Below are 15,869 nucleotides of genomic sequence, written 5' to 3'. Positions count from 1 at the left end.
ACACCGGCACAGGGCCCACACGTCGGTGCGGTCGCAGCAGAACAGCAGCGACCCGTCGACGTCCCAGGTCGGCTGCACCACCGACTCACCAGCCCCGCTGGCGACGACGGTCTCGCCGCTGTCGGCGGCGCGCACCACCAGCTGCGCGGCGTCCCAGGGCATCGACGGGTGGTCCCACTGCAGCCAGGCCGGCTGCCCGTCGGGTCCCGGGCGCGGGTCGGAGACGGAGTCCGGGCCGAGCCGGTGCAGCCGCTGGTCGTCGAGGTGCGCGAACCACAGGACGCCGTCCGCGGCCGTCCACGCGCCGCCGCCGTACTCGTGCACCCGTGTCCGGGCGTTCCACGGGGCCGGGAGGACGTCGGCGACCGTGCCGTCGGCGCGGCGGCGCACCAGCGCCGTGCGGCCACCCTTTGGCCGGGCGTGACTCCGCCCACCAGACGTCGGGGCCGTCGACGGCGACCTCGCCCGGCCGCGCGGCGGCGCGGATGACGAGTGCCGAGGTCACCGGGGTGGGCCAGCTCCCGTACGGGGAGGTCGCCACGGGCCGACCGGAGGCCGGGGACACGACGTCCCGCCTGCCTGGGGGAGGGCGCGACGGCGGCTACCGTCGACCCATGCCTGCCCGTACCACGCCCTCGCGCCGGCCGGCCGGCTCGGCCCCGAAGGGCCGGTCCGGGTCGACCGCCGCGGGCAAGCGGCCGGCGCCGCGCACCCCCGCCCGCAACGGCAACCGCAAGCCGCCCGCCCGCAGGCCCGCCGCCAAGCAGGGTCCGGGCGCGGCCGCCGGCGCGTTCCGGGCCGCCGCCGGCGCCTGGTCGCTGCTCGCCCGCGGCGCCGGGGGACTGGCCCGCTCGATCGCCCGCCCGGAGGAGGCCGAGCCGCTGGCACCCGAGCACCGCCGCGACGGCGCGGGCCTGGCCGTGCTGGGCCTGGCCGTCGTCCTCGGCGCCGCCGCCTGGTTCGACGGGATCGGCCCGGTCGGTGCCGGGCTGGCCACCGCCGTCCGCTGGGTGGTCGGGTCCCTGCTGGTCGTGCTGCCGGCCTTCCTCTTCCTCGTCGCGCTCCGGCTGCTGCGCCGCGCGCCGCACCCCGAGGCGCGCGGGCGGCTGGCCATCGGCTGGCTGTGCGCCGTCGTCGCGGTGCTCGGGATCGCCTCGGTCGTGGGCACGCACGGCGACCCCCTCGCCGGCCGGCCGGGCTCGGGCGGCCTGGTCGGCTGGGCGGTCGGCACGCCGCTCACCGCGGGCCTGGGCGCCGTCGTCGCCGTCGTCCTGCTCGCCCTGCTCGCCGTCTTCGCCGTCCTGGTGCTCACCGCGACGCCGCTGCACCAGGTGCCCGACCGGCTGCGCGAGCTCGTCGGCGGGGGCGCCGGCGAGGACGGGGAGTGGGACGGCGAGGAGTACGACGACGCGTACGAGGAGGAGCCCGAGGAGGCCCGCCGCCCGCGCCGCTCCAAGCGCGCCGCGCTCGCCGAGGTGCTGGCCGAGGACCCCTCGCCCGACCTCACCACCACCGGCCCGATCGACTCCCTCCCGCCCGCCGACGTCCGCGAGGCCGTGCACCAGGAGCCGGCGCCCGCACCGGTCCCGGCCCCGCGGCCGCCGGTCGTCGACCGCACCGCGCCGCCGGAGGACCTCGAGCCGGTCACCGAGCCCGAGCAGCTGCGCATCGAGCCGGTCGAGGGCGAGTACACGCTGCCGTCGGTGTCGCTGCTGCGTCCGGGGACCCCGCCGCGCAAGGAGTCACAGGCGAACAACGTGGTCGTCGAGGCCATCCGCGGGGTGCTCGAGCAGTTCACCATCGACGCCGACGTCACCGGCTACACCCGCGGCCCGACGGTCACCCGCTACGAGGTCGAGCTCGGCCCCGCGGTCAAGGTCGAGAAGATCACCGCGCTGACCCGCAACCTCGCCTACGCCGTCGCCAACGACAACATCCGGATCCTCGCGCCGATCCCCGGCAAGTCGGCGGTGGGCATCGAGGTGCCCAACGCCGACCGGGAGACGGTCAGCCTCGGCGACGTCATGCGCTCGCAGGTGGCCAAGCAGGACCCGCACCCGATGGTGGTCGGCCTCGGCAAGGACATCGAAGGCGGGTTCGTCACGGCCAACCTGGCCAAGATGCCGCACCTGCTCGTCGCCGGTGCCACCGGCGCCGGCAAGTCCAGCTGCATCAACTCGCTGCTGACCTCGCTGCTGCTGCGGGCGGCGCCGGAGCAGCTGCGGATGATCCTGGTCGACCCGAAGATGGTCGAGCTCACGCCCTATGACGGCATCCCGCACCTGATCACGCCGATCATCACCGACCCCAAGAAGGCCGCGACCGCGCTGGCCTGGCTGGTCGAGGAGATGGAGCAGCGTTACCAGGACATGCGGGCCACCGGCGTCCGGCACATCGACGACTTCAACCGCAAGGTCGAGCGCGGCGAGATCACCGCCCCGCCCGGCAGCGAGCGGGTCTACCGGCCCTACCCCTACATCCTCGCGATCGTCGACGAGCTCGCCGACCTGATGATGGTGGCTCCGCGCGACGTCGAGGAGTCGATCGTGCGCATCACCCAGAAGGCGCGCGCCGCCGGCATCCACCTGGTGCTGGCCACCCAGCGCCCCTCGGTCGACGTCGTCACCGGCCTGATCAAGGCCAACGTGCCCTCGCGGCTGGCGTTCTCCACCTCCAGCCTCACCGACAGCCGGGTCATCCTCGACCAGCCCGGCGCGGAGAAGCTGATCGGCATGGGCGACGCCCTGTTCATGCCGATCGGCGCCGGCAAGCCGCAGCGGCTGCAGGGGGCCTACGTCTCCGACGGCGAGATCGAGGCGGTCGTCGAGTTCACCAAGCGGCAGGCCGAGCCGGAGTACCGCGAGGAGGTCTTCAGCGCCGCTGCGGGCGAGAAGAAGGAGATCGACGAGGACATCGGCGGGGACCTGGAGCTGCTGGTCCAGGCCGTCGAGCTCGTCGTCACCAGCCAGTTCGGGTCGACGTCGATGCTGCAGCGCAAGCTGCGGGTGGGCTTCGCGAAGGCCGGCCGGCTCATGGACCTCATGGAGACCCGCGGGGTGGTGGGCCCCTCGGAGGGCTCCAAGGCCCGCGACGTGCTGGTCAAGCCCGACGAGCTCGAGTCGGTGCTGTTCACGGTCCGTGGCGGCACGCTGCCCGGCGGGGACGACTGACGCCGCCGCTCACGGCGCCTACGATGGGCGGGTGACAGCTCCGCCCTCCCCTGCACGCAGAGTGGCGGTGGTGACCCTCGGTTGCGCCCGCAACGAGGTCGACTCCGAGGAGTTGGCCGGCCGCCTGGCCGCCGACGGCTACGAACTGGTCGAGGACGCCGAGGGCGCCGACGCCGTCCTGGTGAACACCTGCGGGTTCATCGAGTCGGCGAAGAAGGACTCCGTCGACGCGATCCTCGCCGCCACCGACTCCGGTGCCGAGGTCGTCGCCGTCGGCTGCATGGCCGAGCGCTACGGCTCCGAGCTGGCCGGCGCGCTGCCCGAGGCGACCGTCCTCGGCTTCGACGACTACGCCGTCATCGGCGACCGGCTCGACGACGTCCTGACCGGCCGGCCGCTGGTGCCGCACTCGCCCCGCGACCGCCGCACGCTGCTGCCCATCAGCCCCGCCGCACGCACGGCCGCGACCGCGGCCCCGGAGGCGCCGGCCATCCCCGGCCACGGCTGGGTGCAGCGCCGCCGGCTGGCCGCGGGTCCCTCGGCCGCGCTCAAGCTCGCATCGGGCTGCGACCGCCGCTGCGCCTTCTGCGCCATCCCCACCTTCCGCGGCTCGTTCGTCTCCCGGCCCCCGGCCGAGGTGCTCGGCGAGGCGCGCTGGCTGGCCGGTCAGGGCGTCACCGAGCTGGTGCTGGTCAGCGAGAACTCGACGTCCTACGGCAAGGACCTCGGCGACCTGCGCTCGCTGGAGCGGCTGCTGCCGCAGCTGGCCGCAGTCGAGGGGATCGTCCGCGTGCGGGTGGCCTACCTGCAGCCGGCCGAGCTGCGCCCGGGTCTGCTGGAGGTCATCGCCGCGACCGACGGCGTGGCGCCCTACTTCGACCTGTCCTTCCAGCACTCCTCGCCGGGCCTGCTGCGCCGCATGCGCCGTTTCGGCGGCACCGAGGACTTCCTCGCGCTGATCGAGCGGGCCCGGTCACTGGCGCCCGACGCCGGTTTCCGCACCAACGTCATCCTCGGCTTCCCCGGGGAGACCGAGGACGACGTCGCCGAGCTCGAGCGCTTCCTCACCGAGGGCCGCCTCGACGCCGTCGGGGTGTTCGGCTACTCCGACGAGGAGGGCACCGAGGCGCTCGGACTGCCCGGCAAGCTCGACCGGCACGAGATCGACGCCCGAGTCCGCCGGGTCACCGACCTGGTCGAGGAGCTGACCGCCCAGCGCGCCGAGGAGCGGGTCGGCTCCCGGGTGGAGGTGCTGCTCACCGAGGACCTCACCGCCATCCCGGACAGCGAGGAGGGGCCCGGGACGTGGGCCGGCCACGCCGCCCACCAGGACCCCGAGGCCGACGGCACGACGACGGTCACCGGGGTGCCCGCGGACGCGCGGCCCGGCCAGCTGCTGGTCGCCGAGGTCGTCGCGACCGAGGGCGTCGACCTCGTCGCCGCCGCGCTGGAGCCGGTGGCGACCGGGGCCGCCCTGTACGGGACGGCCGGGAGGTGAGCGTCCGGTGAGCGCCGTCGCCCCCGACCCCGCGGCCACCCCGTCGCAGTCGGCGCGGTTGGTCAACGTGCCCAACGCGCTCACCGTGCTGCGGCTGGCCGTCGTGCCGCTGTTCGCCGTCCTGCTGCTCTCCGACGGCGGGATGGACGACGGCCGGCGGATCTGGGCGACGGTGTTCTTCGGCCTGGCGATCATCACCGACCGCTACGACGGCCTCATCGCGCGGCGCACCGGCCAGGTCACCGAGTTCGGCAAGCTGGCCGACCCCATCGCCGACAAGGCGCTCACCGGCACCGCGCTCGTCGGGCTGTCGGTGCTCGGGCTGCTGCCCTGGTGGGTGACGCTGGCGATCATCGTCCGGGAGCTCGGCGTCACCCTGCTGCGCTTCTGGGTGATCCGGCACGGCGTCATCGCCGCCAGCCGCGGCGGCAAGGCCAAGACCGTCGCCCAGGCGCTGGCGATCGGCCTGTACATCCTGCCGCTGACCGGCCTGCTCGCCAGCGTCCGCTGGTGGGTCATGGCCGCGGCACTGCTGCTGACCCTGGCCACCGGCCTCGACTACGTCTACCGGGCGCTGACGCTGCGCCGCACCAGTGCCCGGGCGATGCGCGCGGCCGCCGCGCGGCGCGCCGCCGGGCCGGCGGGCTCGCGCACCGACACCGCCGCCTAGGAGCGCCCAGCTGGGGCCGCCGGCGGCCCGTCGCCCGTGGAACGTCCGGGCCCACCAGGTTGTTACGCCATGAGCGGACGCGGCCGCGCCGGCCCGGTGCCGGGGAGGGGTGCCGCGTACCGTGGGCGCACGGCACCAGGGGTGCCGCCGCTTCTTCCCCGCCAGACAGGAGACGGCCATGACGCTGCTGCGCACACAGCTCGGGCGGACCCTGCGCGGTCACCGGCTGCGGCAGCGGCGCACGCTCCGCGACGTCTCCGGTGCCGCCCGGGTGAGCCTGGGCTACCTCTCGGAGGTCGAGCGGGGCCAGAAGGAGGCCTCCTCGGAGCTGCTCGCCTCCATCTGTGACGCCCTCGACGTCGAGCTGGCCGACCTGCTCGCCGAGGTCAGCACCGAGCTGCGCGGCCCCGACGGCCGTGTCCGCCCGCTGGTCCCCGCCGCCGGTGCCGCCCCCGCCGCGGTCCCCGCCGACGACGCACCGGCCGAGGGGACCGCCGTCCCGGCCGACACCGGCGTCCCCGCCGCCGAGCCCGCGCTCGCGCTGGTCGGCGCCACCACGCGCGCCGCGCACCGCGCCGGGAAGGCCGTGTCGCTGGCCGCCTGACGCCACCCGGTCGGCGGCGCGCCGTCGCACGCTCCGCGCACCTGCGTGCGCCTCGTGGCATCGTGGTCCCGCAAGGGAACGCGGACGCCACCCCGCGAGGGTGGCCGGCTGCTGCGCGCCACCACCGGAGGTCGCCGTGCGGTACCTGTTCCGCCCGCCGGGCACCGACGGCGCCGAGCTGCTGACGCTGCCCTGGCACCTGCCGCTGGAGGAGTGGGACCCCGACCTGCTGCTGGAGGTGCCGCAGCGCGGCATCTCCCGGCACGTCGTGCGCTTCGTCGCGACGCAGGGCCAGGTCTTCGCGCTCAAGGAGATCGCCGAGACGCTGGCCCGGCACGAGTACGCCCTGCTCGCCGAGTTCGAGGAGGAGGGCCTGCCGGCCGTCTCGGTCCTGGGCATCTGCGTCGACCGGCCCGACGGACAGGACGCCATCCTCGTCACGCGCTACCTCGAGTACTCGATGTCCTACCGCTACCTGTTCTCCCGGCCCAGCGCGCGGCAGTCGGTGGACCAGCTCATGGACACGCTGGTCGTGCTGCTGGTGCGCCTGCACCTGGCCGGGATCTTCTGGGGCGACTGCTCGCTGTCGAACACGCTCTTCCGGCTCGACGCCGGCGCGCTGTCCGCCCACCTGGTCGACGCCGAGACCGCCGAGCGGCACCCGACGCTCAGCCGCGGTCAGCGCCACTACGACCTCGACCTGGCCCGCGAGCGGGTGGGCGCCGAGCTGCTCGACCTGCAGGCGGGGGAACTGCTGCCCGAGGGCGTCGACCCGATCGACGTCGCCGACAGCCTGCCGGTGCGCTACGAGTCGCTGTGGGAGGAGGTCACCCGCGAGGAGGTGTTCCGTGCCGACGAGCAGCGCTACCGGGTGGCCGAGCGGCTGCGCCGGCTCAACGACCTCGGGTTCGACGTCGGCGAGGTCGAGCTGGTGACCTCCGAGGAGGGCGCCCGCCTGCGGGTGGAGACCCGGGTGTCCGCGCCGGGGCAGCACCGCCGTGAGCTGTTCCGGCTGACCGGCCTGGAGGTGCAGGAGAACCAGGCGCGGCGGCTGCTCAACGACCTGCGCACCTTCCGCGCCTGGCTGGAGCAGAAGAGCGGCCAGCCGGTGTCGGAGACGGTGGCCGGCACGCGCTGGCTGGCCGAGGTGTACCGGCCGGTGGTCGACGCGATCCCCCCCGAGCTCGCCGGCCGGCTCGCGCCGGCCGAGGTCTTCCACGAGGTGCTCGAGCACCGGTGGTTCCTCTCGGAGCAGGCCGGGCGCGACGTCGGCACGACGGCGGCCGCGCAGTCCTACCTCGCCACCGTCCTCCCGGCGACGCCGGCGGAGCTCACGACCCCTTCGGTCATCGCCACCCGGCCCTGACCCGTCCGGCCCTGACCCTCCCGGCCCTGACCCTCCCGGCCCTGACCCTCCCGGCCCTGACCCTCCCGGCCCTGCCCCTCCCGGCCCTGCCCCTCCCGGCATCGAACGGCTGGTCACGCGGGGGACACGACCGGGTTGCGGCGGGCTGTGGGCTGCGCCACGGTACGGGAGCGCGGTGATCGTCGGAGCTCGCCGAAACGGGAGGCGAAGAGTTGTCCATCGCAGAAGGACCCCGTACCGACGCCGGTGGGCATCGGTCGACCCGGACGTCACGCAGACGACGCCGGCGCGTCCTGGGGGGCGCGGCGACCGCGTTCGTCGTGGCGTCCACCCTCGCCGCCTGTGGCGGGGACTCCAGCGCGGGCGCGACCCCGGTCCTCAACTGGTACATCAACCCCGACTCCGGCGGTCAGGCGACCATCGCCGAGCGGTGCTCCCAGGAGTCGGACGGGGCCTACACGATCAACGTGTCCCAGCTCCCCCGCGACTCGCCCGCTCAGCGGGAGCAGCTGATCCGCCGGCTGGCGGCGAACGACACCTCGATCGACCTCATGAGCATCGACGTGGTGTTCCCGCCCGAGTTCGCCCAGGCGGGCTTCCTCGCCCCCGTCCCGGAGGACGTCGCCCAGGAGGTCACCGAGGGCGTGTTCCAGGGTGCCGTGGACTCCGCCACGTGGAACGACGAGCTGGTCGCGGTCCCCTTCTGGTCGAACACCCAGCTCCTCTGGTACCGCAAGTCGGTGGCCGAGGCGGCCGGGCTCGACATGAGCCAGCCGGTCACCTGGGAGCAGCTGATCGAGGCCGCGGAGGGCCAGGACAAGCTGCTGAGCGCCCAGGGTCGGCGGTCGGAGTCCCTGATGGTGTGGTTCAACGCCCTGCTGGAGTCCGCCGGCGGCCAGTACATCGAGGAGAGCGGGGAGGGCCCCGACGACATCGAGTTCGGCCTCGCCACCCCCGAGGCGGACCGCGCTGCCGAGGTGATGGCCGCCGTCGCCAACTCCTCCGCGGTCGGCGCCGGCTTCACCACGTCCAACGAGGACACCAACGCGAGCGAGTTCGAGAGCGACGACGCCGGCTTCATGGTCAACTGGCCGTTCGTCTACGCCCAGGCCCTCAGCAAGGTCGAGGCCGGGACGCTGGACCAGTCGGTGCCCGACGACTACGGCTGGGCGCTGTACCCGGCCGTCGACGAGGGCACGCCGAGCGCGCCGCCCCTCGGCGGGATCGACATCGCCGTGTCGGCGTTCAGCCCGAACCCCGACCTCGCCTACCAGGCGGTCACCTGCATCGTCCAGGACGAGAACCAGGCCGAGTACATGGTGACCAACGGCAACCCGGCGTCGTCGATCGCGGTCTACGACGACCCCGAGGTGCAGGAGGCCTACCCGATGGCCGGCACCATCCGGGAGTCCCTGGAGCTGGCGGCCTCCCGTCCGCTGACGGCCTACTACAGCGAGGTCCTGGGGTCCTTCCTGCGCGAGTTCCACCCGCCGGGCTCGGTGAACGACGAGACCGGTGAGCGGACGGAGACACTCACCCGAGCCGTCCTGAACGGAGAGCAGCTGCTATGACGCAGACAACCCTCCCGCCGGTCGAGAAGACCCAGCCGGTCTCCTCACCCCGCGGGTCGATCAGCGACCGGTCCCGGGCCGAGCGCAAGCTCGGGTGGCTGCTCGCCGGCCCGGCCTTCCTGGTCATGCTGCTGGTGACCGCCTACCCCATCGTCCAGGCGGTCTACTACTCGCTGTTCAGCTACCGGCTGACCGACCCCGAGAACCGGTCCTTCGAGGGTCTCAGCAACTACTGGGTGATCCTCACCGACGCCGTGTGGTGGCAGTCGATCCTCGTCACCGTGATCATCACGGTGATCACGGTGGCCGTGGAGCTGGTGCTCGGCTTCGCGCTGGCCATGGTCATGGCCAAGGCGCTGAGCTCGATCCGGCCGGTGGTCCGGGCCGCCATCCTGATCCCCTACGCGGTGATCACGGTCGTGTCGGCCTTCGCCTGGGCGTTCGCCTTCCGGATCAGCACCGGCTTCGTCAACAGCTGGTTCGCCTGGCTGCCGGGCGTCAGCGAGACCACCGACTGGTTCGGGGGCCAGGCGTCCTCGCTCTTCGTGATCTGCATAGCCGAGATCTGGAAGACCACCCCGTTCATCTCGCTGCTGCTCCTGGCCGGTCTCGCCCAGGTGCCCGACGTGCTCCAGGAGGCGGCGAAGGTCGACGGCGCGACGGCCTGGCAGCGGCTGTGGAAGGTCACCATCCCGAACATGAAGGCCGCGATCATGGTCGCGCTGCTGTTCCGGACCCTGGACGCGTTCCGGATCTTCGACAGCATCTTCATCATGACCGCGGGGGCGAACAACACCGAGTCGGTCTCGTTCCTCGCCTACCGGCAGACGATCTCCCGCGTGGAGATCGGCCTCGGCTCCGCGGTCTCCGTGCTGCTCTTCCTGTCGGTGGTGCTCATCGCCTTCAGCTTCATCAAGGGGTTCAAGGTCGATCTGGCCCAGGCACGAGGAGACCGCTGATGTCGACCAAGGAGAAGACCTGGTGGTGGATCGGCGGGGTGCTGATCGTCGTCTACTGCCTGTTCCCGATCGCCTGGATCCTCTCGCTGTCCTTCAAGACGACGGCGGACCTCGCGAACAAGCAGTTCCTGCCGTCGGCCTGGACGTGGGAGAACTACTCGACGATCCTCACCGGCACGGCGAGTGACCTGTTCCTGCCGGCGCTGCGGAACAGCTTCGGGATCTGCCTGATCGCGACGTTCATCTCGTGCGTCCTGTCGATGTTCGCCGCGTACGCGATCGCCCGGCTGGACTTCCCCGGCAAGAAGCTGATCCTCGGCACCGCGCTGGCCGTGGCGATCTTCCCGGTGATCTCGATCGTCACGCCGCTGTTCAACCTGTGGCGGCAGATCGGGCTGTACGACACCTGGCCCGGGCTGATCATCCCGTACCTGTCGCTCACGCTGCCGATCTCCATCTGGACCATGTCCGCCTTCTTCCGGGAGATCCCGTGGGAGATGGAGCAGGCGGCCCAGGTCGACGGCGCGACGACCTGGCAGGCCTTCCGCAAGGTGATCGTCCCGCTCGCCGCACCCGGCGTGTTCACCACGGCGATCATCGCGTTCTTCATCGCCTGGAACGACTTCGCGTACGGCATCTCGCTGACCTCGACCAGCGCCGCACGCCCCGTCCCCGCAGCCCTCGGCCTGTTCTCCGGGGCCTCCCAGTTCCAGGACCCGACCGGGGCCATCGCCGCGGCGGCGGTGATCGTCACCATCCCCGTCGTCGTCCTGGTGCTCATCTTCCAGCGGCGCATCGTCGCCGGTCTCACCAACGGCGCGGTCAAGGGCTGACCCGGCCGTGCTCCCCACACCACTGACGTCCGAAGGGGACGAGATCTGATGGCCTCCATCGAGATGCGCAACATCGTCAAGCAGTACGGCGACGGCTACCCGGCCGTGAACGACGTCAGCCTCGACATCGCCGACGGTGAGTTCATGATCCTGGTCGGCCCGTCCGGCTGCGGTAAGTCCACGCTGCTCCGGATGATCGTCGGGCTCGAGGACATCACCAGTGGCGACATGATCATCGGCGGCAAGCGGGTCAACGACCTCGCCCCGCGTGAGCGCAACCTGTCGATGGTCTTCCAGAACTACGCGCTCTACCCGCACATGACGGTGTACGAGAACATCGCCTTCCCGCTGCGCCTGTCCAAGACGCCCGACGACGAGGTCCGCCGCCGGGTGAACGAGGCCTCCGACGTCCTCGAGCTCAAGGAGCACCTCGAGCGCAAGCCGGCCAACCTCTCCGGTGGCCAGCGCCAGCGGGTGGCGATGGGCCGGGCCATCGTGCGCCAGGCCGAGGCGTTCCTCTTCGACGAGCCGCTGTCCAACCTCGACGCCAAACTGCGTGGGCAGATGCGCACCGAGATCAGCCGGCTGCAACGCCGGCTGGGCATCACCACGGTCTACGTCACCCACGACCAGACCGAGGCGATGACGCTCGGCGATCGCGTCTGCGTCCTGCGCAAGGGCAAGATCCAGCAGGTGGCCTCCCCGCGGGAGCTCTACGAGCAGCCGGTCAACCTCTTCGTCGCCGGGTTCATCGGCTCACCGCCGATGAACTTCCTGCCCGCCACCCTCGACGGCGACCGGCTGCAGACGCCGTTCGGGCCGGTCGTCCTCGACGAGCGCCGCGCCGCCGCGGTGCGCGGCCGGGGGGACCTGCTGCTGGTCGGCATCCGGCCGGAGTACTTCGAGGACGCGTCGCTGGTCGACGAGGCCAAGCGGCCGCTGGGGTCGGTGTTCCGCGCTCGGGTCGACGTGACCGAGTGGCTCGGCGACTCGCAGTACGCCTACATCCCCTACGAGGCGCCCGAGGCGGTCACCGCACAGCTGCGCGACCTCTCCCGGGAGCTGGACTCCGAGGAGCTGCGCACGCAGGCGATCGTGTCCATCGACTCCACCAGCCGGATCCGGGAGGGCCGGGAGGCGGAGTTCTGGCTCGACAGCCGCAAGGTGCACGTCTTCGACCCGCAGACCGGTGAGAACCTGACCCGCGACGCGGAGGCCGGGGCCCGGCTGACGCAGATGGCCACCGAGGACCGGGTGGAGCAGGTGCAGGACGCGCAGTCCTCGGGGCAGACCGTCTCGGGTCCCGGTTCCGGGGCGCACCGGGCCGGGGCCGCCTGAGCCGTCGCCCGAGCCGCTGACGGCGGTGCCCGCGGCCACCCCGACCGGGGCACCGCCGGCCGCGGCCGTGGGCACTGCCGCGAATGCCCTGCCCGCCGACCTGGAGCTCGATGCCCGTGCCGACCGGGGGAGTGCCCGCCCGTGGTGGCGGACGGCCGTCGTCTACGAGGTCTACCTGCGCAGCTTCGCCGACGCGGACGGTGACGGGCTCGGTGACGTCGAGGGTCTCCGCAGTCGGCTGACCCACCTCGCCGACCTCGGCGTCGACGCGCTGTGGGTCACCCCCTGGTACCCCTCGCCGATGGCCGACGGCGGGTACGACGTCGCCGACTACCGCGACGTCGACCCGCGCTTCGGCACGCTGGCCGACGTCGACGCCCTCCTCGCCGACGCCCACGACCTCGGGCTGCGCGTCGTCGTCGACCTGGTCGCCAACCACACCTCCGCCGAGCACCCGTGGTTCCGGGCCGCCCTCGCCGCCGGCCCGGGGTCCCCCGAGCGGGCGCGCTACTTCTTCCGGGACGGGCGCGGCGGAGGAGCCGAGCCGCCCAACGACTGGATCAGCGCCTTCGGCGGCTCGGCCTGGACCAGGGTCCGCGAGCCCGACGGCGCCCCCGGGCAGTGGTACCTCCACCTGTTCGCCCCCGAGCAGCCCGACCTCGACTGGGGCCACCCCGACGTCCAGGAGGAGTTCGACGGGATCGTGCGCTTCTGGCTCGACCGGGGCGTCGACGGCATCCGCGTCGACGCGGCCCCCGCCATGGCCAAGGCGCCCGACCTGCCCGACGCCGGGCACCCGCCGGGGGCGTCCTTCGACGCCGGCAGCTGGGTCGGCAACCCGCACTGGGACGTCGACGAGGTGCACGAGGTCCTCCGGCGGTGGCGGCGCATCGGCGACGAGTACGCGGGCGACCGGCTGTTCGTCTCCGAGGCGGTCGTCAACGGGCCGGAGCGGCTCAGCCGCTACGTGCGCCCCGACGAGCTGCACACCACGTTCAACTTCGACTGGCTCAAGGCCCCCTGGGACGCCCGGGCGCTGCGCGCGGTGGTCGACGGCACGCTCGCGGCCCTGGCCCCGGTCGGTGCGCCGGCGACGTGGGTGCTCTCCAGCCACGACGAGACGCGGCACGTCACCCGGTTCGGCCGGGCGCACAGCGGTGCCGCCGTCATGGGGTTCGACGCCGCCGCGCCCACCGACCTGGCGCTGGGCCTGCGCCGGGCCCGCGCCGCGGCGCTGCTGACGCTGGCCCTGCCGGGCGGGGCCTACCTGTACCAGGGCGAGGAGCTCGGGCTGCCCGAGGTCGAGGACCTGCCGGAGGAGGTGCTGCAGGACCCCACCTGGGAGCGGTCCGGGCACACCGCCCGCGGCCGGGACGGCTGCCGGGTGCCGCTGCCGTGGTCCGGGGACCGCCCGCCGTTCGGGTTCAGCCCGGACGGTGTCGTGCCCTGGCTGCCGCAGCCGCCGGGGTGGCGCGACCTCACCGTCGCCGTCCAGCGCGAGGACCCGTCGTCCACGCTGTCGCTGTACCGGGCCGCGCTGCGGCTGCGCCGTGACCTCCCCGACGACGACGCGCTGCGGTGGCTCGACCTCGGCGCGGACGTGCTCGCCTTCGACCGCGGGCCCTGGCGGTGCGTCGTCAACCTGTCCCGCCACCCGCTCCCGCTGACCGGGCTGGGCCGGCCGGTGCTGACCAGCGAGCAGGTCGGCGGGGAGCTGCCGCCGGACACCGCCGCCTGGCTGGTGACGGGCTAGCGGCCCGGTGCCGGCGCCCGCTCGGCGCGGGCGGCGGCCAGCTCGGCGGCGGTCGGCGGGTCGGCGCCGACCCGGGTGCAGTTGAGCGCGGCGACCAGCGCGGCGTCGTCGACGAGGCGGACGAGGTCGTCGTCGGGGACCGCCTCCACCGCCGCGCGGGAGGTCACCCCGGCGGCCAGCAGCCCGGCGAACAGCCCGGCGGCCAGCGAGTCGCCGGCGCCGACGGTGTCGGCCACGGTCACCCGCGGCGGCTCGCGGTGCAGCAGTGCACGCCCCGGCCGGGCCACCCGCAGCGGGGCCCCGCCGTCGGTGAGCAGGACGAGGGCCGGCCCGCGCCCGGCCCAGCGCTGGGCGACGCCGTCGAGGTCGCCTCCGGCGTCGGGCTCGAGCCACGCGAGGTCCTCGGCGCTGACCTTGACGACGTCGGCGACGGCGAGTAGCCGGTCGAGACGGGCACGGACGGCGTCGGGGTCGTTGCCCAGCGAGGCGCCCACCGGGCCGCCGGCCAGCATCGGCCGGAGGTTGGGGTCGACGCTGACCAGCGCCGACCCGGCGACCCGCTCGGCCAGGCGCGCGATCGCGTCGCAGCCCGGGGGTGTCCAGGAGGAGATCGAGCCGACGTGCAGGATCGCGGTCGCCGCGGGCAGGACCGCGGCGAGCTCGTCGTCGGTCCACTGCCAGTCGGCCGCGCCCTGCACGTGGAAGCCGTAGTCGGGGGAGCCGTCGTCGTCCAGGCCGACGACGGCGAGGCTGACCGGCTCGACGGCGTCGACGACCCCGGTGAGGTCGACCCCCGACAGCTCGGCGTGCCGGCGCAGCGGCGCGGCCAGCGGGCCGGTGCCCAGCCGGGCCAGCAGCGCGACCGGGGCGTCGAGCCGGCCGGCCGCGACGGCGACGTTGAGCGCGTTGCCGCCGGGGCGGGCGACGTAGTGGGGCGTCGTCCCCTCGGGGCCGGTGCCGGCGGTCGGGTCGGGCAGCAGGTCGACGACGAACTCGCCGAGGACGGTCAGCTGAGGGGCTGCGGTGACCACGTCGGGAACCCTAGGCCCCCGACGCCGCCGGCACCGGGTCTCCCCGGACGGGGGAGACAGGGCGGATCCGGGACGTCCCTGTTGGCCGGGGTGCCCGTCCTGCTGGGACGATGACGGTGAGGACCGCCGTGGACCACGGCGGTACGTCGAGCCGGGAAGCGGCGCCGTCGGCGCCGGAGCAGGAGGAAGACGTGCCCAACCCGATCGTCAAGCTCTGGCGGTACCTGACGGCGTCGGCCAACGCCCAGATCGACCAGCGTGCCGACCCGAAGATCCAGATCGCGCAGGCGATCGAGGCCGAGCAGCAGCGGCACCAGTCGCTGGCCAACCAGGCCGCCGCGGTCCTCGGCAACCAGCGGCAGCTGGAGATGCGGCTCAACCGGCAGCTCGGCGAGGTGGAGAAGCTGCAGGCCTCCGCGCGCCAGGCGCTGGTGCTGGCCGACCAGACCCGCGCCAAGGGCGACGGCGCCAAGGCCGCCGAGTACGAGAACGCCGCGCAGGCCTTCGCCACCCAGCTGGTGGCCGCCGAGCAGGCGATGGAGGACCTCAAGCGCAGCCACGACGAGGCGTTGCAGGCCGCCGAGCAGGCGCGCGGGGCGGTCGAGCAGAGCCGCATGCGGCTGCAGACGACGCTGGCCGAGCGCACCAAGCTGATGAGCCAGCTCGAGCAGGCCAAGATGCAGGAGCACGTGGCCGCCTCGATGCGGCAGGTCAACGAGCTCTCCGCGCCGGGCAACACCCCGAGCCTGGCCGAGGTCCGCGACAAGATCGAGGCCCGCTACGCCAACGCGCTCGGCCAGGCGGAGCTGGCGCAGAGCTCCGTCGAGGGCCGCATGCTCGAGGTGCAGAAGGCGACCCTCGATGTCGCCGGCGCCTCCCGGCTGGAGCAGATCCGCGCCGCCATGGGCGGTCAGGGCGCCGGCCAGCAGGCCGTCGAGGGTGGCACCGGGGCCGCGGGTGCCCTCGGCCCCGGCGTCCCGTCGTTCGACAAGCAGCCCTTCGAGCAGTCCACCGCCCAGCCGGCGGAGCGGCCCGGGCAGCAGGGCGCCTGACGACCGCGCCGGGGCCGGCCGCGC

At 73.8% G+C, this 15,869-nt stretch carries 12 protein-coding genes; 11 read left to right on the top strand and 1 reads right to left on the bottom strand.

Annotation, left to right across the window (positions count from 1 at the left end; all coding sequences use genetic code 11):
* The first annotated feature begins 614 nt into the window (after positions 1-614).
* The 10 genes from ACU616_RS01770 (at position 615) to ACU616_RS01725 (ending at position 13,762) form a co-directional block, all read left to right on the top strand.
* Complete coding sequence (locus ACU616_RS01770; protein WP_446756779.1) at positions 615-3,170, top strand: DNA translocase FtsK 4TM domain-containing protein; 2,556 nt, start codon at positions 615-617, stop codon at positions 3,168-3,170.
* 70 nt (positions 3,171-3,240) lie between these two features.
* Positions 3,241-4,668 carry a MiaB/RimO family radical SAM methylthiotransferase gene (locus ACU616_RS01765; protein WP_446756778.1) on the top strand — a complete coding sequence of 476 codons (1,428 nt, stop codon included), beginning with the start codon at positions 3,241-3,243 and terminating at the stop codon, positions 4,666-4,668.
* Between the two features lie 7 nt (positions 4,669-4,675).
* A complete protein-coding gene (gene pgsA, locus ACU616_RS01760) occupies positions 4,676-5,338 on the top strand; it encodes a CDP-diacylglycerol--glycerol-3-phosphate 3-phosphatidyltransferase (RefSeq protein WP_446756777.1) in 663 nt (220 codons plus the stop codon).
* A 178-nt stretch (positions 5,339-5,516) separates the two neighbouring features.
* Positions 5,517-5,942: a helix-turn-helix domain-containing protein gene (locus ACU616_RS01755; RefSeq protein ID WP_446756776.1), complete on the top strand. Its 426-nt coding sequence runs from the start codon at positions 5,517-5,519 to the stop codon at positions 5,940-5,942.
* Between the two features lie 136 nt (positions 5,943-6,078).
* Entirely contained in the window at positions 6,079-7,308 is a 1,230-nt protein-coding gene (locus ACU616_RS01750) for a DUF4032 domain-containing protein (RefSeq protein ID WP_446756775.1), read from the top strand.
* Positions 7,309-7,628: 320 nt separating this feature from the next.
* Positions 7,629-8,879 carry an extracellular solute-binding protein gene (locus ACU616_RS01745; protein WP_446756774.1) on the top strand — a complete coding sequence of 417 codons (1,251 nt, stop codon included), beginning with the start codon at positions 7,629-7,631 and terminating at the stop codon, positions 8,877-8,879.
* The gene (locus ACU616_RS01740) at positions 8,876-9,838 is read left to right on the top strand and encodes a carbohydrate ABC transporter permease (protein WP_446756773.1); all 963 of its coding nucleotides are present in this window, start codon (positions 8,876-8,878) and stop codon (positions 9,836-9,838) included. The genes ACU616_RS01745 and ACU616_RS01740 overlap by 4 nt, the downstream gene beginning before the upstream one ends.
* Positions 9,838-10,671, top strand: a complete 834-nt coding sequence (locus ACU616_RS01735) for a carbohydrate ABC transporter permease (protein ID WP_446756772.1) — start codon at positions 9,838-9,840, stop codon at positions 10,669-10,671. Before ACU616_RS01740 ends, ACU616_RS01735 begins: the two co-directional genes overlap by 1 nt.
* 48 nt (positions 10,672-10,719) lie before the next feature.
* The gene (locus ACU616_RS01730; RefSeq protein ID WP_446756771.1) at positions 10,720-12,009 is read left to right on the top strand and encodes an ABC transporter ATP-binding protein; all 1,290 of its coding nucleotides are present in this window, start codon (positions 10,720-10,722) and stop codon (positions 12,007-12,009) included.
* A 67-nt stretch (positions 12,010-12,076) separates the two neighbouring features.
* On the top strand, positions 12,077-13,762 hold the full coding sequence (locus ACU616_RS01725; RefSeq protein WP_446756770.1) for a glycoside hydrolase family 13 protein: 1,686 nt from the start codon (positions 12,077-12,079) through the stop codon (positions 13,760-13,762).
* Here the strand turns inward: ACU616_RS01725 and ACU616_RS01720 are convergent.
* A complete protein-coding gene (locus ACU616_RS01720) occupies positions 13,759-14,793 on the bottom strand; it encodes a carbohydrate kinase family protein (protein WP_446756769.1) in 1,035 nt (344 codons plus the stop codon). The two genes, ACU616_RS01725 and ACU616_RS01720, sit on opposite strands and share 4 nt — an antisense overlap.
* Before the next feature lie 191 nt (positions 14,794-14,984).
* On the opposite strand from ACU616_RS01720, the gene ACU616_RS01715 reads away from it, so the two are divergent.
* The gene (locus ACU616_RS01715; protein ID WP_446756768.1) at positions 14,985-15,845 is read left to right on the top strand and encodes a PspA/IM30 family protein; all 861 of its coding nucleotides are present in this window, start codon (positions 14,985-14,987) and stop codon (positions 15,843-15,845) included.
* Positions 15,846-15,869: the final 24 nt, after the last annotated feature.

It is taken from the genome of Geodermatophilus sp. URMC 62, assembly GCF_052931475.1.
Note: the sequence above shows the minus strand (reverse complement) of the source record. Positions and strands in the feature narration are given on the sequence as shown.